The organism is Acidovorax sp. GW101-3H11 (genome assembly GCF_001633105.1).
GTDB lineage: Bacteria > Pseudomonadota > Gammaproteobacteria > Burkholderiales > Burkholderiaceae_C > Acidovorax.
Window position 1 is genome coordinate 264,414 of the sequence record NZ_LUKZ01000009.1, and the last position, 19,469, is coordinate 283,882.

Here is a 19,469-nt window from a genome sequence, read left to right on the forward strand (position 1 = left end):
TGTTGCAACACTGCAACGGAATTTCCCTTTCGGGGCGATTGTGGGTGAATTCCTTTGCGAAACCCGGCCGGGTCTGGTGCAATAAGAGCAACTTCCCCACCAGGAGGTTGGCCCGGGAAACCGGCGGGACTGTGCAGGTGCTTTCACCATAGACCCCCCGTACCGGAGCCCGATGTTTAACCTTGGAGTAACTCGCAATGAAAAAATCCCTGATTGCCCTGGCTGTGCTGGCTGCTTCCGGCGCTGCAATGGCTCAATCTTCCGTGACCCTGTTCGGCGTGGTTGACGCAACCTATGCCTACGGCTCCGGCAGCGTCTCTAACAAGTCGCAACTGACGAACTCCGGCTACAACAGCAGCCGTCTGGGTTTCCGTGGCGTTGAAGATCTGGGTGGCGGTCTGTCCGCTTCGTTCTGGCTGGAAGCCGGTGTGAACAATGACAATGGTTCCGGCGCTAACACGAGCACCAACAACCAAGGCGCCAGCGGTGCTACCGGTGGTGGCGGTCTGACTTTCAACCGTCGTTCGACGGTCAGCCTGAACGGCGGCTTTGGTGAAGTGCGTCTGGGCCGTGACTACACCCCCCAATTCTGGAATCTGACCGTGTTCGATCCGTTCGGCACGAACGGCGTGGGCACGACCCAAACCCTGAACTCCAGCCTGGGTGGCCCTACCACCGTCCGCGCTTCGAACTCCATCGGCTACTTCCTGCCAGGCAAGCTGGGCGGTTTCTACGGCCAAGCCCAGTACTACATGGGTGAAAACAACAGCGGCACGCCTGCCAAGAAGGACGGCAATGGCCTGGCTCTGCGCGCTGGCTATGCCAACGGCCCCATCAACGTCGCTCTGGCTTTCTCTGAAACCAAGTTCGTTTCCGGCAACATCCAGGCGTTCAACCTGGGCGGCCAGTACGACCTGGGCGTGGCCAAGATCATGGCTCACTACAACAGCGACGACATCAAGAACGGCAACGAAGGCACTGGCTTCCTGATCGGTGGTCTGATCCCCGTGGGCGCTGGCGAAGTTCGTCTGGCTTACTCGACCTACAAGATCGACACCGTGGGTGCTGATCCCCGTTCGAACAAGATCGCTCTGGGCTACGTGCACAACCTGTCCAAGCGTACCGCTCTGTACACCACGTTCGCTCGCGTGAGCAACAAGAATGGCGCCGCTCAGTCCCTGAACGGTGCAGTGACTGCTGCAAACCGCAACTCGACCGGTTACGACTTCGGTATCCGTCACAGCTTCTAATATCAACACTGGCTTATGCCAGTGGTCGATATAAAAGCAAAAAGCCGCCTTCGGGCGGCTTTTTTTTTGCCTGTTTGATGGCTGTAGCGTGGGTATGTGGTTCTGGATATTTGTACTGGCGGATGGATAGATTGCCGCTTGGGGTGGCTGCGCTAATGCTAGGTGATGAATTCTGATGGTGTGGAGGCGGTGATTCTTCGATCTGTGCTGCTTTTGTTTGCTGATGGGGCAAGGCTTGGAAAGCAAGACGGGGGAAATGCACACTGGGAGTGCTGCACAAGAGGTGTTGGCCCTTTGCTGCTACGGGGCTGGGCGTCTTGTAACCCTATTTCAGGCGCAATCTCTTTGGTGCGAGAGATGCCGACTGATTGGCACCATCCTTGCATAAGATGCCTGCCGAAAGCAGCATGGATTGGCCCTTCGGTGTGCCCGGGATTCAGGGATTTCCCGTTGGCTATAGAGCAATCATTACTGCATAGTAAAACTTTTATTCAAGAGGGTTCCATGAAACTCAAATACAGTCTTTTGTCGGTGGCTGCAGCTGCCGCGCTGTTGTGTGCGCCTATGGTGCATGCCAAGCCCTTCAAATGGGCGAGCCAGGGGGAAATCGCCACGTGGGATATCCACTCTCAAAACAATGCCCTGCAAAACGGCATTCACGCCAATGTGTATGAGAGCCTGGTTTACTACAACAGCAAGACATTTGAGGTGGAGCCTGTGCTGGCAACCGCCTGGAGGGAAGTCAGCCCCACGCAGGTGCGTTTCACCTTGCGCCAGGGGGTCAAGTTCCATGATGGCTCCACGCTGACCACGGACGATGCCGTGTATTCGATCCAGCGTGCCATGGCCAAGACCTCGAACTTCACGCCCTACGTTCAGGGCATCAGCAAGGTCGTGAAGGTCGATGCGCAGACCTTCGACGTGATCCTGTCGGCGCCCAATCCGGTGCTGCTGCGCCAGATGACCGAGCTGCGCATCATGAGCAAGGCATGGGCGGAAAAGAACAAGTCGGTTGAGCCCAAGGACATCAAGGGCTCGGACGAGAATTTTGCACACCGCAACGCCATGGGCACCGGTCCCTACACGCTGGATTCGTGGCAGCCCGATGTGAAGATGGTGTTCAAGCGCAACCCCAACTGGTGGGGCAAGATGGACGGCAACGTGACCGAAATCATCTACACGCCGATCAAGTCCAATGCCACGCGGATCGCAGCGCTGATTTCGGGTGAGGTGGACATGGTGTTGGATCCCACGCCCCAGGATTTGGGCCGCTTGCGTGCAAGCCCTGAGCTGAAGGTGATTGACGGCATCGAGAACCGCACCATCTTCCTGGGCATGGACCAGTTCCGCGAAGAACTTCCCGGCTCCAACATCAAGGGCAAGAACCCGCTCAAGGACGTGCGCGTGCGCAAGGCCCTGTACCAGGCCATTGATGCCGAGACGATCTCGCGCAACATCATGCGCGGCCTGGGCAAGCCCACGGGCACCATCGTGGCACCGCAGGTGGCGGGCTATACCGAGGCGGTGGGCAAGCGCTTCCCCTACAGCGTGGAAGCTTCCAAGAAGCTGCTGGCCGAGGCGGGCTACCCCGACGGTTTTGAAGTGGATTTCGCCTGCCCCAACAACCGCTACATCAATGACGAGGCCATCTGCCAGGCCGTGACCGCCATGTGGTCGCGCGTGGGCGTGAAGGCCAAGCTGCGCACGCTGCCGCTGGTGAACTACTTCCCGATGATCCAGCGCTACGAAGCCAGCATCTACATGCTGGGCTGGGGCGTGCCCACCTTCGACGCGCTGTACAGCCTGCAGTCGCTGACCCGCTCCGTGGGCCAGGGTGGTGACGGCAACTACAACGTGGGCCGCTACAGCAACCAGCGCATGGACTACCTGGTGGACCGCATCAAGGCGGAAACCGATGCGCCCGTGCGTTCGCGCATGCTGACCGAAGCGCTGCAGCTGTCCAACGATACGGTGTCCCACATTCCGCTGCATGACCAGGTGATCCCATGGGCCATGAAGAAGAACGTGGAAGTGGTCCACCGCGCAGACAACCGCGTGGACATGCGTACGGTCAAGGTGAACTGATCTCGCTCAGCCTGAAGAGAGCAAGGGCCCGGCGGTCCTTGCTCTTTTTTGACTTAGATTGAAGACGTTTCGCCCCCCGGCGCCCTGCCCATCAAAAGTGGCTGCGGCGCTCCTATCGAACACTCACTCGACTCTCCGATGCTTGCCTTTATATTGCGCCGCCTGATCCAGGCTGTGATTGTCATGATCACGGTGGCCTTCATCTCCTTCATGCTGTTCCAGTACGTGGGAGATCCCGTGGTGTTCCTGCTGGGCCAGGATGCCACCCCTGAACAGATCCGTGAGCTGCGCGCCTCGCTCGGTCTGGACAAACCCTTCTTTGTGCAGTTTGGCCACTTCCTGGTGAACGCAGCCCAAGGCGAATTCGGCCTGAGCCTGCGCCAGGGCGCCAAGGTGTCGCGGCTGATTGCCGAGCGTTTCCCGGCCACACTCGAACTGGCCCTGGTGGCTGCATTCCTGGCCCTGGCGATTGGCGTACCCATGGGCGTGTACGCAGCGCTCAAGCGCGGCACGTTTACCAGCCAGCTGTTCATGACCCTGTCGCTGCTGGGCGTGTCGCTGCCCACCTTCCTCATCGGCATCCTGCTGATCCTGGTGTTTGCGGTCACGCTGGGCTGGTTTCCGAGCTTCGGACGCGGTGAAGTGGTGCAGATGGGGTGGTGGAGCACAGGCCTGCTCAAGGCCAAGGGCTGGCACCACATCATCCTGCCGGCCGTCACCTTGGCCATCTTCCAGCTCACGCTGATCATGCGGCTGGTGCGGGCTGAAATGCTGGAAGTGCTGCGCACCGACTACATCAAGTTTGCGCGCGCACGGGGCCTGTCCAACCGGGCGATCCACTTCGGCCATGCCCTCAAGAACACGCTGGTGCCTGTGATGACCATCACCGGCCTGCAGTTGGGTGGCCTGATCGCCTTTGCCATCATCACCGAGACCGTGTTCCAGTGGCCGGGCATGGGCCTGCTGTTCATCCAGGCCGTGACCTTTGCCGACATCCCTGTGATGGCGGCTTACCTCTGCCTGATTGCCCTGATTTTTGTGGTCATCAATCTGGTAGTGGACCTGCTGTACTTTGCGGTGGACCCCCGCCTGCGCGTGGGCAAGGCCGGAGGCCATTGATGAGCTCCCCCCTGAGGCGCTGCGCGCCATCCCCCCAGAGGGGGGGTGCTCCCCCCGCGGCGGGGCGGCCCTTGCGCGGGAGCGCTGGCCTGGGCCGCGCCAGTTTTGCCGGTTGTCGCCTGTGCTGCACGAACTTTCCGGACACCTGACATGCAGTCCTTGAAATACAAAGCCGGAGGCCGGGCGTTTTCGCACATCGCGCAGTTCCACCCCGAGCTGACCGCGCTGCGACGCGACCTGCACGCGCACCCCGAGCTGGGGTTCGAGGAGGTCTACACCAGCAAACGCGTCAAGGAAGCCTTGACGCTCTGCGGTGTGGACGAGATCCACGACGGCATCGGGCGCACCGGTGTGGTGGGTGTGATCCGGGGGCGCAGCACGTCCAGCGGCAGCATGGTCGGCCTGCGCGCCGACATGGATGCGCTGCCCCTGGCCGAGCACAACGATTTCTCCTGGAAGTCGTGCAAACCCGGCCTGATGCATGGCTGTGGCCATGATGGCCACACCGCCATGCTGGTGGGCGCCGCGCGCTACCTGGCCGAGACCCGCAATTTCGACGGCACGGCGGTGCTGGTGTTCCAGCCCGGCGAAGAAGGTTTTGCGGGTGCCCGCGTGATGATGGAGGACGGCCTGTTTGACCGCTTCCCGGTGCAGTCCATCTATGCCATGCACAACTGGCCTGCGATGAAGCCCGGCACCGTGGGCATCAATGCCGGCCCCATGATGGCAGCGGCGGACCGCTTCACGATCGAGATCACGGGCCGTGGCGGCCACGGGGCCCATGCCTACCAGACGGTGGACGTGCTGGTCGTGGCCGCGCACATCATCACGGCGGCGCAAAGCATCGTGTCGCGCAATGTGCGCCCCATCGAAAGCGCCGTGGTCAGCATCTGCGCCGCGCAGGCGGGCGACCTGGGGGCCTTCAGCGTGCTGCCGGGCTCTGCCACGCTGGTGGGCACCGTGCGCACGTTCGACCCGGTGGTGCAGGAGATGGTGGAAAAGCGCCTCAAAGAGCTGTGCAATGCCATCGCCCTGGGCTTTGGCGCCACGGCCACCGTGCACTACGAACGCATCTACCCGGCCACCATCAACAGCGAAAGCGAAGCCATTTTTGCTGGCGACGTGGCCGAATCCCTGCTGGGTGCTGACCATGTCGTGCGCGACCTGGAGCCTAGCATGGGCGCCGAGGATTTCGCCTTCATGCTCCAGACCCGCCCCGGTGCCTACCTGCGCCTGGGCCAGGGCACGGGGGCCAGCGGCAGTGCGCTGCACAACAGCCGCTATGACTTCAACGACGACATCCTGCCGCTGGGCGCCGCATTGCACGCAAGCCTGATCGAGCAATCGATGCCGCTGGCCATGCCCTGAGAGCACGCCTCCCGTTTCTCCACGCAACGCCACACCCCATCCCCTTGGATGTCCCCCTTTCGTATCCTTTTTTTCACGAGGAGATTCCGATGAAATTCCAGAAGAAAGTTGCCCTTGCCACCTTGTTTGCCGCCATGGCAACGGCCAGCGTGGTTGCCAGTGCGCAGACCATCCGGGTTGCCAACCAGGGCGACTCGCTGTCCATGGACCCGCACTCGCTCAACGAGTCGCTGCAGCTGAGCGTGACCGGCAACGTGTACGAACCCCTGGTCGGCCGCAACAAGGACCTGAGCCTGGCGCCCGCGCTGGCCACGGCCTGGAAGCAGACCTCGCCCACCGTCTGGCGCTTCGAGCTGCGCAAGGGCGTGCAATTCCATGACGGCACGCCGTTCACCGCCGACGACGTGGTGTTCAGCTTCGCGCGCACCCAGGTGGAAGGCTCGGACATGAAGAGCTACACCAACGACTTCAAGGAAGTGCGCAAGATCGACGACCACACGGTCGAGATCGAAACCAAGACGCCGTTCCCCATCCTGCCCGACGTGATCTCGCTCGTGTACATCATGAGCAAGAAGTGGTGTGAGACCAACCAGGCCCTGGGCCCGGTGGACCGCCGCAAGGGCATCGAGAACGCGGCCTCGTTCCGCGCCAACGGCACGGGCCCCTTCCGCCTGCGTGAGCGCCAGCCCAATGTGCGCTCGGTGTTCACCCGCAACGGCACCTACTGGGGCAAGATCGAAGGCAACGCCACCGAAGTCGTGTTCACCCCCATCGGCAACGATGCAACCCGCGTGGCGGCCCTGCTGTCGGGCGAAGTGGACGTGATGGAACCCGTGCCCGTGCAGGACATCGACCGCGTGAACGGTGGCGCCAACACCCGCGCCATCACCGGCCCCGAACTGCGCACCATCTTCCTGGGCATGGACCAGAAGCGTGACGAGCTGCTGTACTCCAACGTCAAGGGCAAGAACCCCTTCAAGGACAAGCGCGTGCGCCAGGCCTTCTACCAGGCCATCGACATCGAAGGCATCAAGCGCACCGTGATGCGCGGCGCCTCCAACCCCTCGGCCCTGCTGGTCGGCCCCGGCATCAACGGCTTCCAGCCCGATGCCAAGCGGCTGCCCTACGATGTGGAAGCCGCCAAGAAGCTGCTGGCCGAAGCGGGTTACCCCAACGGCTTCGAAGTGGCCATGAACTGCCCGAACGACCGCTACGTGAACGACGGCCGCATCTGCCAGACTGTGGCCGCCAACCTCTCGCGCATCAACGTCAAGGTCAACCTGCAGGCCGAAACCAAGGGCACCTACTTCCCCAAGATCCTGCGCCGCGACACCAGCTTCTACATGCTGGGCTGGACCCCCGCCACCTATGACTCGCACAACGCCCTGAATGCGCTGGTGCGCTGCGTGGACGACAAGGGCGCAGGCCAGTTCAACCTGGGTGCGTACTGCAACCCCAAGGTGGACGAGCTGACCCTCAAGATCCAGTCCGAGACCGACAAGGCCAAGCGCAACGCCATGATCAAGGAAGCGTTTGACCTGCATGCTGCCGATGTGGGCCACATCCCGCTGCACCAGCAGGCCCTGGCCTGGGGTGTGAACAAGAACGTCAAGCTGGTGCAGCTGGCGGACAACTTCATGCCCTTCAAGTGGATGAGCATCAACAAGTAAGTCCGCCCGCAAAAGATCGAAGAGAAGAAAGAGAGAACAACCGGTTCTCTTGAAAGTTCGCACCACCGCCCGGCTGCTACCCGGGCCGGGCGGCGGTGTTTGTTTACTGGTTCCCACAATGAAAACAACCCTTGCCCGCTGGTTTGACAGCGATGTCGGCTACAGCTTTCGCACATCGCCCATGGCGATGGTCGCTGCCGCGATTGCGCTGATCTGTGTGTTCTGTTCGGTGTTTGCCGGATGGGTCGCACCCCACAACCCCTTTGACCTGGCCACGCTGGAGCTGAGCGACGCCCGCTTGCCCCCCGCCTGGAGCGCCGAAGGCTCCATGAAATACCCCCTGGGCACCGACGACCAGGGCCGCGACATCCTGTCCGCGCTGATCTATGGCGCCCGCATCTCGCTCGTCGTGGGCCTGGCCTCGGTGGTGCTGTCGGTGCTGGTGGGCGTGGCTTTTGGCCTGCTGGCAGGCTTCAAGGGCGGCTGGATCGATGCCGTGCTCATGCGCCTGTGCGACGTGATGCTGTCCTTCCCCGCCATCCTGGTGGCCCTGCTGATCGCCGGCGTGGGCCGCGCGCTGTTCCCGAACGCGCACGAATCCCTGGCCTTTGGTGTGCTGATCATCTCCATCTCGCTCACCGGCTGGGTGCAGTACGCGCGCACGGTGCGCGGCTCCACGCTGGTCGAGCGCAACAAGGAATACGTGCAGGCCGCCCGCGTCACCGGCGTGTCGCCGCTGCGCATCATGCGCAAGCATGTACTGCCCAACGTGATGGGCCCGGTGATGGTGCTGGCCACCATCCAGGTCGCCACCGCCATCATCACCGAAGCCACGCTGTCCTTCCTGGGCGTGGGCGCGCCGCCCACCTCGCCCTCGCTGGGCACGCTGATCCGCATCGGCAACGACTACCTGTTCTCGGGCGAATGGTGGATCACCGTGTTCCCTGGCGCCATGCTGGTGCTGATTGCCTTGTCAGTGAATCTGCTCGGTGACTGGCTGCGCGACGCGCTCAACCCGCGCCTGCGTTGAACAAGAACAACAAGAAAAGCGACATTCCCATGAGTCTTCTCGAAGTCAAAAACCTCGTAGTCGAATTTCCCGGCCGCCGCGGTACCCTGCGCGCCCTGGACGACATTTCCTTTTCCATTGCACCCGGTGAGATCCTGGGCGTGGTGGGAGAGTCCGGCGCTGGCAAATCCCTCACCGGCGCAGCCATCATCGGCCTGCTGGAGCCGCCGGGCCGCGTGGCCTCGGGCCAGATCCTGCTGGAAGGCCAGCGCATCGACAACCTCAGCAACGAGGAAATGCGCCACATCCGGGGCCGCCGGATCGGTGCGATCTTTCAAGATCCGCTGACCTCGCTGAACCCGCTGTACACCGTGGGCCGCCAGCTTACCGAGACCATCCTGGCCCACCTGCCGGTCACGCCCGCCGAGGCGCGCCAGCGCGCCATTGCGCTGCTCAAGGACACCGGCATCCCGGCCGCCGAGGAGCGCATCGACCACTACCCGCACCAGTTCTCTGGCGGCATGCGCCAGCGGGTGGTGATTGCCCTGGCCCTGGCGGCCGAGCCGAAGCTCATCGTGGCCGACGAGCCCACCACGGCGCTCGATGTGTCCATCCAGGCGCAGATCATCACGCTGCTCAAAAACATCTGCAAATCGCGCGGCGCGGCCGTGATGCTGATTACCCACGACATGGGCGTGATCGCCGAGACCTGCGACCGCGTGGCCGTGCTGTACGCCGGGCGCGTGGCCGAGATCGGCCCGGTGCACGACGTGATCAACAAGCCGTCGCACCCCTACACCTCGGGCCTCATGGCGTCCATCCCGGACATGACGATGGACCGCGAGCGCCTGAACCAGATCGACGGCGCCATGCCGCGCCTGAACGCCATCCCCAAGGGCTGCGCCTACAACCCCCGCTGCCCCCAAACCTTTGACCGTTGCATGACCGAACGCCCTGACCTGATGCCAGCGGGCTCCACCCGTGCCGCCTGCTGGCTGCACGCCGGTGCGTCCACGACCGCCCCTACCGCCACTGCCGCCACGAAAGCCGGGGTGACCGCATGAGCGCCGCGACCACCACCACGGCGGCTTCCGCACCCGTGAAGAGCAAGGCCCTGGTCCAGGCCCATGACCTGGCCAAGACCTTCGACGTCTCTGCCCCCTGGCTCAACCGCGTGATCGAGCGCAAGCCGCGCACTCTGCTGCATGCGGTGGACGGCGTGAGCTTCGAGATCGAAAAGGGCAAGACCCTGGCCCTGGTGGGCGAGTCCGGCTGCGGCAAGAGCACCGTGGCCCGCCTGCTGGTGGGCCTGTACGAGCCCACACGCGGCGGCCTCACGTTCGACAACCAGGATGCCCACGCCGCCTTCAAGGGCAAGGACGCGCAGGCCATGCGCCGCCGCATCCAGATGATCTTCCAGGACCCGTACGCGAGTTTGAACCCGCGCTGGCTGGTCGAAGACATCATCGGCGAGCCGCTGCGCGAGCACGGCCTGATCACCGACAAGGCCGAACTCAAGGCCCGCGTGGGCGAGCTGCTCAAGTCCGTGGGCCTGTCGCCGCTCGACATGGTCAAGTACCCGCACCAGTTCTCGGGCGGCCAGCGCCAGCGCATCTCCATTGCGCGTGCGCTCGCCACCGAGCCCGAGTTCCTGGTCTGCGACGAGCCCACCTCGGCGCTCGACGTGTCGGTGCAGGCCCAGGTGCTCAACATCATGAAGGACCTGCAGCGCGAGCGGCAGCTCACTTACCTGTTCATCAGCCACAACCTGGCCGTGGTGCGCCACGTGAGCGACCAGGTCGGCGTGATGTACCTGGGCCGCCTGGTGGAGCTGGCCGACAAGCACCAGCTGTTCAACAGCCCGCGCCACCCCTACACGCGCATGCTGCTCGATGCCATCCCCAAGATGCACGACACCGGCAAGGCGCGCACCCCCGTGCAGGGCGAGGTGCCCAACCCGCTGAACCCGCCGCCCGGCTGCGCCTTCAACCCCCGCTGCCCGCATGTGAACGACCGCTGCCGCACCGAGCGCCCCAAGCTGCTGAGCATCGGCGGCATCCGCATCGCCTGCCACGCGGTGGAAGAGGGCCGTATTTGATGATTTGCTATTAAATATGTAGCTATAAAGGCATGATGGAAGCGCGGTAAAGGCCTTTTTTCTTTAGAAAATTGCCCTCTCCCGCCTAGAGAACACCCGTCCCTCGCCCATCCAGCGCCACAGGCTCCCTCGGGAGCCTGTGGCGTTTTTGCCGTGGTGCCTCCCTGTGTTGTTTCACGCCCCTGTCACGCGGCCTGCCCACGATGCAGGCTTTTGTGATCCACCACACCGATACACAGACAGGGGCCGGAACATGACGATGGGTTTGTGGGCAATTCAGAAGCAGGTGCACTGCGCACTGCACCGAGCACGCGTGGGCCTGCTGGCGCTGGCGGCCGCCAGTGCGCTGGCCGCCTGTGGCGGCTCCGACGGCGGCGATCAGGCCAAGCCGCTGGAGCTGACCATCCTGCACATCAACGACCACCACTCCACGCTGGAGTCCCGGTCCAAGACGCTCAAGCTCTCGGCCGGTGGTGCATCGGCTGTGGATGTGGCGGTGGACGCGGGCGGTTTTCCGCGCGTCACGGCCGCCATCAGCGAGCTGGCCGCCCAGTCTCCCCATGTGCTCAAGCTGCACGCGGGGGATGCGCTCACCGGCACGCTGTACTTCAACCGCGCAGGGGCCGATGGCGAGGCCGACGCCGCCCTGATGAACACCGTGTGTTTTGACGCCTTCACCCTGGGCAACCACGAGTTCGACAAGGGCGACACGGGCCTCAAGGGTTTTCTGGACCTGCTGCGCAAAGGCACGTGCAAGACGCCCGTGCTCAGCGCCAATGTGCAGTTCGGCGCGGGCTCGGCGCTCCATGCGACGCGTGCGGCGGGCTACGTCAGCCCCTCCACCGTGGTCGAGCGTGATGGGCAAAAGATCGGCATCGTGGGCCTGACCATTGCGCAGAAGACCAAGGCCTCGTCCAGCCCCGACGCAGACACCACCTTCCAGGACGAGACCGCCGCCGCGCAGCGCGAGATCGACGCACTGCGCGCCAGGAACGTGAACAAGATCATCCTGCTCAGCCACATCGGCTATGAGTACGATAAGCAGGTGGCCGCGCGCCTGTCGGGGGTGGATGTGGTGGTGGGCGGAGACTCGCACACGCTGCTGGGCCCCAACACCCTGACCACCACCGGCGTGGGCTCGCCCGCCGGGGCTTACCCCACCCGCATCACCGACAAGGACGGCAAACCCGTGTGTGTGGTGCAGGCCTGGGAATACGCGCAGGTGGTGGGCGAACTCAAGGTCAGCTTCAACGCGCAGGGCGAGGTCACGCAGTGCACGGGCACGCCCCATGTGCTGATTGGCGACAGCTTCACCCTCGGCGGCAAGGCCGCCACCGACGCGGAAAAGGCGGCGATCAAGGCCAGTGCCGCCGCCACCGGCGTGCTGCGCATCACCACGCCATCGGCCCCCGCCACCGCCGCCCTGCAACCATTCAAGGACCGCGTGGCCGTGTTCAACAAGACCCAGGTGGCCGTGGTGCCGCAAGAGCTGTGCTCGCGCCGTGTGCCCGGCGGTGTGGGCTCGGTGGACTACAGCCGCTCCAGCGCGGCCTGCAATGCCGAGGGCAGCGTGAGCCTGCGCGGCGGCGACATCCAGCAGCTGGTGGCCCAGGCCTACCTGGAAGTGGCCAACGAGAAGTACGGCGGCGCCGACATCACGCTGCAAAGCGGCGGCGGTGTGCGCATTCCGCTGCAGGGCACGGTGACGGCCGCACAGGTGATCCAGGTGCTGCCGTTTGGCAACATGCTGTTCCGCCTCGACATCACGGGCCAGGAGGTCAAGGGCATGCTCGAAGACGGCCTGGAAGCCGTGTACGGTGCGGGTGGCTCCACCGGCCCGTACCCCTACACCGGCGGCCTGCGCTACGACGTGAATGCCAAGGCCGCCTTCGGCAGCCGCGTGGCCAACATCGAGGTGCGCAACCCCGCCACGGGCGCCTGGGCCGCGCTGGACACCGGCAAGACCTACAAGCTGTTCGTGCTGAGCTTCAACGCCACCGGCGGCGACGGCTACAAGACCCTTGCCGCCGTGCCCGCCGCGCGCCGCCTGGACATTGGCGTGCTGGATGCCGACGTGTTCCTCGGCTACATCGACAAGCAGGCCAAGGACGCGGCCACCAGCCTTCCGCTGCTCCAGCGCCTGCCGGTGGAGCTGTACAGCACCCGGAGTTTTGCGAACTGAGTGCGTCGGAGTTCGAAGTAAAAATGGCTGCCTGCGCCTGATGGATAAGCGCTAGTAGCTATGATTTTTATAGTGCCCGTGCCCCACACCTTCGGCGTGACCTGATGTCAGGCGGCCGGGCGGCTAGGCGTAGCGCTTGGCCCGCAGGTTTTCCTTCATCTGCTGCAGGATGGGCTGCAGCGAGCCGCCAATGCGCAGCGCCACGCAGGTGGCCAGCACGTCGATGATGAGCAGGTGCATAAGGCGCGACACCATGGGGCTGTAGCGGTCGTAGCCCTCGGGGTGGTCGGCGGCCAGGTGGATCTGGCAGGTGCTGGCCAGGGGCGAGCCGCTGGCGGTGATGGCGATGGTGGTGGCGCCGTTCTTGCGCGCGATGTCGGCCGCGTCCATCAGATCGCGCGTGCGGCCCGAGTTGGAGATGATCACCGCGCAGTCGCCCGGGCCCAGCAGCGTGGCGCTCATCACCTGCATGTGGCCGTCGCTGGTGGCAATCGACGTGACGCCCAGGCGGAAGAACTTGTGCTGCGCGTCCTGCGCCACGATGCCGGAGTTGCCCACGCCGTAGAACTCGATGCGCTTGCCGGTTTGCCAGGTGGCGGCAATGGCCTCGGCCGCGCGCTCCAGCGCCACGGTGCTGGCGGCGTTGCGGTACTGCAGGAACGCCGCCACGGCGTTGTCCACCACCTTCACCAGCACGTCGCCCGTCTTGTCGTCCACGTCCACGCTGCGGTGGATGAAGGGCACGCCTTCGCTCACGCTGCCCGCAAGCTTGAGCTTGAAGTCCGCCAGGCCGTCGTACCCCATGCTGCGGCAAAACCGCACCACGGTGGGCTTGCTCACATGGGCGCGCTCGGCCAGCTCGCGCACGGGCAGGCGGGCAAAGCTGCGGGGGTCGGCCAGCACCAGCTTGGCCACACGTTGTTCGGCAGGGGCCAGGGACGAAAGCGAGGCGGTGATGCGGTCGAGCATGGGGGCGGGTTTCCTGGTGGGGGGCGGCGGCAGAGAAAGAAATGGTAACTGCGTTTCATACAAAGTGGGTCATGAGTTACCACGAGGGCGGCTCCATCGGGCCGGTGCCCTCTGCGTCTGCTTCTGCGTTTGCTTCCGCTTGAGCCCTCTGCATGCACACCCTGCGTGTTATCCCGGTGGCCGGGGGCGTGGCCCGGCTCTAGGATGAACTGAAACTTCATTGTCATATTTGATTGGAACGGAAGCCCCCGATGCGCAAGCCCATCTCCCACACCTTTGCCGCTGCCGCCCTGGCCCTGCTGGCCTCCAGCGCTTATGCCCAAGGCCAGGTCAACATCATCTGCTCGGTGCAGGCCGAGTGGTGCAACCTGATGTCCACCGTGTATTCCAAGACCACGGGCACCAAGGTCAACATGACGGCCAAGGGCTCGGGCGAAGCGCTCGCGCAGATCAACGCCGAGAAGGCCAACCCCAAGACCGACATCTGGTTTGGCGGCACGGGCGACCCGCACCTGCAGGCGGCCGAGCAGGGCCTGACGCTCGAATACAAATCGAACCTGCTCGCGCAGCTGCACCCCTGGGCGCAGAAGCAGGCGGTGGACTCCAAATACCGCACCGTGGGCGTGTACTTGGGCCCGCTGGGCTTTGGCTACAACACAGAGCTGCTGGCCAAGCGCAAGCTGAAAGCCCCGCAGTCCTGGGCCGACCTGCTCAAGCCCGAGTTCAAGGGCGAGGTGCAGATGGCCAACCCCGCATCCAGCGGCACGGCCTACACCATGATCGCCACGCTGGTGCAGATCATGGGCGAGGAAAAAGCCTTTGAATACCTCAAGGCCCTGCACCCCAACATCAGCACCTACACCCGCTCGGGCACGGCGCCGGTCAAGGCCGCAGCGCGGGGCGAAACCACGGTGTCGGTGAGTTTTGTGCACGACGTGACCACTGAGGCGGTCAACGGCTTCCCCGTGGGCTCGGTCACGCCATCCGAAGGCACGGGCGCCGAAGTGGGCTCCATGAGCATCGTCAAGAACGGCCCCAACACCGAGGCCGCCAAGAAGTTCTACGAATGGGCGCTCACGCCCGGTGGCCAGCAGTTTGGCCTGGCGGCCAAGCAGTTCCAGCTGCCCAGCAACACGCAGGTGCCCAAAGACCCGCGCATGACCGACCCGGCCAAGATCAAGCTCATCAACTACGACTACGCCAAATACGGTGCCAGCGCCGAGCGCCGCCGCCTGATTGCGCGCTGGGAGAAAGAAGTCCAGAACGCGGCGCGCTGATGGCGGCCGTGTCTGTGGCGATGGGGCCCGCGCCCCGGCGGGCGGTGGCAGCCAACCGGCCCTTGTGGGCCTGGGTGCTGATCGGTGTGCTGGGCTACCTGCTGCTGCCCTGGTATGCGCAGCAGGACGCCAACGGCCTGCTGGCCGTGGGACTGGTGTGGGGCGATGCGCAGGCCGCCAATGGCCTGCTGCAGGCCGCGCAGCATGGGCGCCCCTGGCTGTGGCTGGGCCTGCTGGGCCTGGCAGTGGCAGGCGTGGGGGCGGCCCTGCCTGCAGGCCGCCAGCAAGGCGCTGTGTTGGTGGCTGGGGGCGCGCTGGGGCTGGTGGCCTTGCTGCTCAGTGGCTTCACCATTGGCGCGCGCGGCTGGGCGTTTGAATGGATGAATGCCCACCTGGGCGAACTGGGAACGCGCCAGCCCGGCATGGGCTGGGGTGGCTTTGTGGTGCTGTCGGCGCTGCTGGTGCTGCTGTCGTTTGGCGTTGCGCGGCGCGGCTTCTTCAAGGGCGATTTGTTTGTGGCGGCGGCGGTGCTGGGCTGTGGCAGCTTGCTGGCGCTGTTCATCGTGTTCCCGGTGCTCAAGGCGCTGTCGGCCGCGTTTTTCCTGGAGGACGGCCCGTTCTCGCTTGCCGTGATGTGGGAGCGCATCGCGCACGAGCGCAACTTTGGCCTGGCCTGCCTCGGTGGCGGGCAGCGCTGCGGCGTTGCGTGGAACACGCTGTTCCTCGGGCTGATGACGGCCACCAGCACCACGCTGCTGGGCACCTTCATGGCGCTGATGGCCGAGCGTGCCTCGCGCCGCTATGCCCGGCCGCTGAACATCGTGGCGCTGCTGCCCATCATCACGCCGCCGTTTGTAGTGGGCCTGGGGCTCATCCTGCTGTTTGGCCGTGCGGGTGTGTTCAACCAGTTCCTCGAATACGCGTTTGGCATCACGCCCACGCGCTGGTTCTACGGCTGGCTGGGCGTGTGGGTGGCGCAGACCTTTGCGTTCACGCCCATCGCCTTCATGATCATGCGCGGCGTGGTGCAGGGCGTGGCGCCCAGCCTGGAAGAGGCCGCGCAAACCCTGCGCGCCAGCCCGCACCAGACCTTCATGACCGTCACGCTGCCGCTGCTCAAGCCCGGCCTGGCCAACGCCTTCCTGGTGGGCTTCATCGAGAGCATGGCCGACTTCGGCAACCCCATCGTGGTGGGCGGGCAGTTCTCGGTGCTGTCCACCGAAATCTTCTTCGCCATCGTGGGCGCGCAGTACGACCAGGGCCGTGCCGCATCGCTGGCCTGGATCCTCACGCTGTTCGCGCTCACCGTGTTCGCCATTCAGCGCGGGCTACTGGGCAAGCAGAACTTCACCACCGTCTCGGGCAAGGGCGATGCAGGCATTGCCATGCCGCTGCCCCAAGGCGTGCGCCGCGTGGTGCACTCCATTGCGCTGCCCTGGATGGCGTTCACCCTCATCGTGTACCTGTTCGCGCTCGCCGGTGGTTTTGTGCAGACCTGGGGGCGCGACTACACCATCACGCTGGCGCATTTCCGCACCGCGTTCAGCGTGGAATGGGGGCAGTTCGGTGTGGTGTGGGCGGGCACGGCGTGGAACTCGTTCTTCACGACCATCAAGCTCGCCGCCATTTCGGCGCCGCTCACGGCCACGCTGGGCATCGGCATTGCGTGGCTGCTGGCGCGCACCGAGTTCCGGGGGCAGGGCGCGTTCGAGTTCTCGGCCTTGCTGGCGTTTGCCATCCCGGGCACGGTGCTGGGCGTGAGCTACATCCTGGCCTTCAACGTGCCGCCGTTCGAGCTGACGGGCACGGCGCTCATCATTGTGTTGTGCTTCATGTTCCGCAATTTGCCGGTGGGCGTGCGGGCGGGCACGGCGGCTTTCAAGCAGCTCGACCGGTCGCTGGACGAAGCGTCCGTCATGCTGCGCGCTGGTAGCGTGCAGACGCTGCGCCATGTGGTGCTGCCGCTGCTCAAGCCCGCGCTGGTGGCGGCACTGGTCTACAGCTTTGTGCGTGCCATCACCACGGTGAGCGCAGTGATCTTCCTGGTCACGGCCGAGAACGAGCTGGCCACCACCTACATCATCGGCCGTGTGGGCAATGGCGACTACGGGGTGGCGCTGGCGTACTGCACGGTGCTCATCATCCTCATGTCGGCCTCCATCGGGCTCATTCAACTGCTCGTCGGCGACCGCAAGCTTGGGCGGCGTGCAGCCGCACCCGCCGCGCACTGTCCCCTCTCCAAAAGAAGAACAACGCCATGAACCACAGCGACGCGGGCATCGTGTTCCGCAACATCACCAAGCGCTACGGCACTGACAGCAGTGCGGCCTTGGCTGTCAAGGGCATCAGCTTCGAGGTGCCACGCGGCACGCTCACCACCATCCTCGGCCCCTCGGGCTGCGGCAAGACGACCACCTTGCGCATGATTGCGGGGCTGGAGTCGCCCACGTCCGGTGAGATCTTCATCGGCGGCAAGGACGTGACCACGCTCGGCCCCGCGCAGCGCAACGTGAGCATGATGTTCCAGAGCTACGCGCTGTTCCCGCACATGAATGTGGTGGAGAACGTGATGTACGGCCTGCGCATGTCGGGCCAGCCCAAGGAGCAGGCGCGCGCCAAGGCCGTGGAGGCGCTGCGCGGCGTGGGCCTGGTGGGGTTTGACGACCGCCTGCCCAGCGAGCTCTCTGGCGGCCAGCAGCAGCGTGTGGCCCTGGCCCGCGCGCTGGTGCTGGAGCCCGAGGTGCTGCTGTTCGACGAGCCCTTGTCCAACCTCGACGCCCGCCTGCGCCGTGAGATGCGTGAGGAAATCCGTGCCTTGCAGCAGCGCCTGTCGCTCACGGTGGCTTACGTCACACACGACCAGGCCGAGGCCATGGCCGTGAGCGACCAGATCATCGTGATGAACCAGGGCCTGATTGCGCAAAAGGGCTCGCCCCGCGCGTTGTACGAAACCCCGCACAGCGAGTTTGTGGCGGGCTTCATGGGTGAGGCCATGCTGTTCCCGGCCGTGGCCGACGCTGACGGCACGGTGGCGCTTGGCCCGCTGGTGCTGCGCCCGCGCGTGGCGGTGAAGAGCGGCCCGGTGAAGGTGGCGGTGCGCCCCGAGGCCTGGCGCATCACCCGCCAGGGCGAGGGGCTGCTGCCCGCGCGGCTGGCCAAGTCGGCCTACCTGGGCGCGGTGCACGAGTACACGTTTGAAACTGCGCTGGGGAGCATCTTTGTGGTGTCGTCCGACCTCGACGATGTGCTGGCCGTGGGCGACGATGTGCAGCTGGGTCTGGGGGTGCACGGCGTATCGGTGGTTGGTAGTACCGAAGGTGCTGCGCCCGATGCGGAATAATGGCGCCACCATGACGCACCAACTCGACGCCCTCAAACAGTTCACCACCGTGGTTGCCGACACCGGCGACTTCAAGCAACTGGCGCAGTTCCAGCCCCAGGATGCCACCACCAACCCGTCGCTGATCCTCAAGGCCGTGCAAAAGCCTGAGTACGCGCCGCTGCTGCAAGACACCGTGGCCCAGTTCCGGGGCCGCCCGATGGATGAAATCATCGACCGCCTGCTCGTGCGCTTCGGCCGCGAGATCCTGGCCACCATCCCGGGCCGTGTGTCCACCGAGGTCGATGCCCGCCTGAGTTTTGACACCAGCGCCACCGTCACGCGCGCCGAACGCATCATCGAGCTGTACCAGGCCGAAGGCATCCACATCGACCGCGTGCTCATCAAGATCGCCTCCACCTGGGAGGGCATCAAGGCCGCCGAGCAGCTGGAGCGCAAGGGCATCCACACCAACCTCACACTGCTGTTCTCGTTCGCCCAGGCCGTGGCCTGCGGCGACGCCAAGGTGCAGCTGATCTCGCCCTTTGTCGGCCGCATCTACGACTGGTACAAGAAGCAGGCAGGCGCCAGCTGGGACGAGGCCGCGCGCGCCGGTGCCAACGATCCCGGCGTGCAGTCGGTCACGCAGATCTACAACCACTACAAGCGCTTTGGCATCGCCACCGAGGTGATGGGCGCGAGCTTCCGCAACGTGGGGCAGATCACGGCGCTGGCCGGGTGTGACTTGCTGACGATAGCGCCGGAGCTGCTGGCGCAGCTGGCGGCGAGCGATGCGCCGTTGCAGCGGGCGCTGGATGCGGAGGCTGCCAAGGCGATGGATCTGCCTGCGGTGAACTATGACGAGGCGGGGTTCCGGTTTGCGTTGAATGAGGACGCGATGGCAACGGAGAAGCTGGCCGAGGGGATTCGGGCGTTTGCTGCGGATGCGGTGAAGCTGGAGAAGTTGATCCTGGCGGCTTGAGGTTGCTTTTGGTTTTTTGGGGCGGCTGGTGCTTGTTTTGGGAGCACCAGCCGTTTTGTTTTTTTAGCTCTGCTGTTTTGATTTCCCGTTCGGGTTGAGGTGCATCCAGACTATGAAAAACTCAGCTCTCTGATCTATTGA

Annotated in this window: 14 protein-coding genes; 13 read left to right on the forward strand and 1 reads right to left on the reverse strand. The window is 64.5% G+C overall.

Features of this window, described 5'->3' with window-relative positions; translation table 11 throughout:
* The first annotated feature begins 197 nt into the window (after window positions 1-197).
* From A1D30_RS07250 to A1D30_RS07290, 9 genes are all read left to right on the forward strand, one after another.
* Complete coding sequence (locus A1D30_RS07250) at window positions 198-1,250, forward strand: porin (protein WP_063460105.1); 1,053 nt, start codon at window positions 198-200, stop codon at window positions 1,248-1,250.
* A 504-nt stretch (window positions 1,251-1,754) separates the two neighbouring features.
* The gene (locus A1D30_RS07255) at window positions 1,755-3,335 is read left to right on the forward strand and encodes an ABC transporter substrate-binding protein (protein ID WP_063460106.1); all 1,581 of its coding nucleotides are present in this window, start codon (window positions 1,755-1,757) and stop codon (window positions 3,333-3,335) included.
* 138 nt (window positions 3,336-3,473) lie between these two features.
* A complete protein-coding gene (locus A1D30_RS07260) occupies window positions 3,474-4,454 on the forward strand; it encodes an ABC transporter permease (RefSeq protein ID WP_063460107.1) in 981 nt (326 codons plus the stop codon).
* Window positions 4,455-4,604: 150 nt separating this feature from the next.
* Window positions 4,605-5,822, forward strand: coding sequence for a M20 aminoacylase family protein (locus tag A1D30_RS07265; RefSeq protein ID WP_063460108.1), 1,218 nt, complete (start codon window positions 4,605-4,607; stop codon window positions 5,820-5,822).
* Between the two features lie 89 nt (window positions 5,823-5,911).
* Entirely contained in the window at window positions 5,912-7,492 is a 1,581-nt protein-coding gene (locus A1D30_RS07270; RefSeq protein ID WP_063460109.1) for an ABC transporter substrate-binding protein, read from the forward strand.
* A 118-nt stretch (window positions 7,493-7,610) separates the two neighbouring features.
* Window positions 7,611-8,522, forward strand: coding sequence for an ABC transporter permease (locus A1D30_RS07275; RefSeq protein ID WP_063460110.1), 912 nt, complete (start codon window positions 7,611-7,613; stop codon window positions 8,520-8,522).
* A 29-nt stretch (window positions 8,523-8,551) separates the two neighbouring features.
* Entirely contained in the window at window positions 8,552-9,565 is a 1,014-nt protein-coding gene (locus A1D30_RS07280) for an ABC transporter ATP-binding protein (RefSeq protein WP_063460849.1), read from the forward strand.
* Window positions 9,562-10,599, forward strand: a complete 1,038-nt coding sequence (locus A1D30_RS07285) for a dipeptide ABC transporter ATP-binding protein (RefSeq protein WP_063460111.1) — start codon at window positions 9,562-9,564, stop codon at window positions 10,597-10,599. The genes A1D30_RS07280 and A1D30_RS07285 overlap by 4 nt, the downstream gene beginning before the upstream one ends.
* Window positions 10,600-10,852: 253 nt before the next feature.
* Window positions 10,853-12,781, forward strand: coding sequence for a 5'-nucleotidase C-terminal domain-containing protein (locus A1D30_RS07290; RefSeq protein ID WP_242421816.1), 1,929 nt, complete (start codon window positions 10,853-10,855; stop codon window positions 12,779-12,781).
* Window positions 12,782-12,904: 123 nt separating this feature from the next.
* Here the strand turns inward: A1D30_RS07290 and A1D30_RS07295 are convergent, their stop codons facing one another.
* Window positions 12,905-13,750, reverse strand: coding sequence for an SIS domain-containing protein (locus A1D30_RS07295; RefSeq protein WP_063460113.1), 846 nt, complete (start codon window positions 13,748-13,750; stop codon window positions 12,905-12,907).
* Window positions 13,751-14,001: 251 nt separating this feature from the next.
* Between A1D30_RS07295 and A1D30_RS07300 the strand changes: the two genes are divergently transcribed.
* Genes A1D30_RS07300 through tal form a run of 4 tightly spaced genes read left to right on the forward strand, consistent with a single transcriptional unit; the run spans window position 14,002 to window position 19,328 of the window.
* The gene (locus A1D30_RS07300; RefSeq protein WP_063460114.1) at window positions 14,002-15,027 is read left to right on the forward strand and encodes an ABC transporter substrate-binding protein; all 1,026 of its coding nucleotides are present in this window, start codon (window positions 14,002-14,004) and stop codon (window positions 15,025-15,027) included.
* Window positions 15,027-17,288, forward strand: a complete 2,262-nt coding sequence (locus tag A1D30_RS07305) for an iron ABC transporter permease (RefSeq protein WP_063460115.1) — start codon at window positions 15,027-15,029, stop codon at window positions 17,286-17,288. Before A1D30_RS07300 ends, A1D30_RS07305 begins: the two co-directional genes overlap by 1 nt.
* Window positions 17,285-18,367, forward strand: a complete 1,083-nt coding sequence (locus A1D30_RS07310; protein WP_063460116.1) for an ABC transporter ATP-binding protein — start codon at window positions 17,285-17,287, stop codon at window positions 18,365-18,367. The genes A1D30_RS07305 and A1D30_RS07310 overlap by 4 nt, the downstream gene beginning before the upstream one ends.
* A 10-nt stretch (window positions 18,368-18,377) precedes the next feature.
* Complete coding sequence (gene tal, locus A1D30_RS07315; RefSeq protein ID WP_063460117.1) at window positions 18,378-19,328, forward strand: transaldolase; 951 nt, start codon at window positions 18,378-18,380, stop codon at window positions 19,326-19,328.
* Window positions 19,329-19,469: the final 141 nt, after the last annotated feature.

Excerpts from the sequence above, each read along its gene's own strand:
- A1D30_RS07250 (WP_063460105.1), top strand. The coding sequence starts at position 198 with ATGAAAAAATCCCTGATTGCCCTGGCTGTGCTGGCTGCTTCCGGCGCT.
- A1D30_RS07260 (WP_063460107.1), top strand. The coding sequence starts at position 3,474 with ATGCTTGCCTTTATATTGCGCCGCCTGATCCAGGCTGTGATTGTCATG.
- A1D30_RS07270 (WP_063460109.1), top strand. The coding sequence starts at position 5,912 with ATGAAATTCCAGAAGAAAGTTGCCCTTGCCACCTTGTTTGCCGCCATG.
- A1D30_RS07300 (WP_063460114.1), top strand. The coding sequence starts at position 14,002 with ATGCGCAAGCCCATCTCCCACACCTTTGCCGCTGCCGCCCTGGCCCTG.
- A1D30_RS07295 (WP_063460113.1), bottom strand. The coding sequence starts at position 13,750 with ATGCTCGACCGCATCACCGCCTCGCTTTCGTCCCTGGCCCCTGCCGAA.
- tal (WP_063460117.1), top strand. The coding sequence starts at position 18,378 with ATGACGCACCAACTCGACGCCCTCAAACAGTTCACCACCGTGGTTGCC.
- A1D30_RS07310 (WP_063460116.1), top strand. The coding sequence starts at position 17,285 with ATGAACCACAGCGACGCGGGCATCGTGTTCCGCAACATCACCAAGCGC.
- A1D30_RS07275 (WP_063460110.1), top strand. The coding sequence starts at position 7,611 with ATGAAAACAACCCTTGCCCGCTGGTTTGACAGCGATGTCGGCTACAGC.
- A1D30_RS07265 (WP_063460108.1), top strand. The coding sequence starts at position 4,605 with ATGCAGTCCTTGAAATACAAAGCCGGAGGCCGGGCGTTTTCGCACATC.
- A1D30_RS07280 (WP_063460849.1), top strand. The coding sequence starts at position 8,552 with ATGAGTCTTCTCGAAGTCAAAAACCTCGTAGTCGAATTTCCCGGCCGC.
- A1D30_RS07305 (WP_063460115.1), top strand. The coding sequence starts at position 15,027 with ATGGCGGCCGTGTCTGTGGCGATGGGGCCCGCGCCCCGGCGGGCGGTG.
- A1D30_RS07285 (WP_063460111.1), top strand. The coding sequence starts at position 9,562 with ATGAGCGCCGCGACCACCACCACGGCGGCTTCCGCACCCGTGAAGAGC.
- A1D30_RS07290 (WP_242421816.1), top strand. The coding sequence starts at position 10,853 with ATGACGATGGGTTTGTGGGCAATTCAGAAGCAGGTGCACTGCGCACTG.
- A1D30_RS07255 (WP_063460106.1), top strand. The coding sequence starts at position 1,755 with ATGAAACTCAAATACAGTCTTTTGTCGGTGGCTGCAGCTGCCGCGCTG.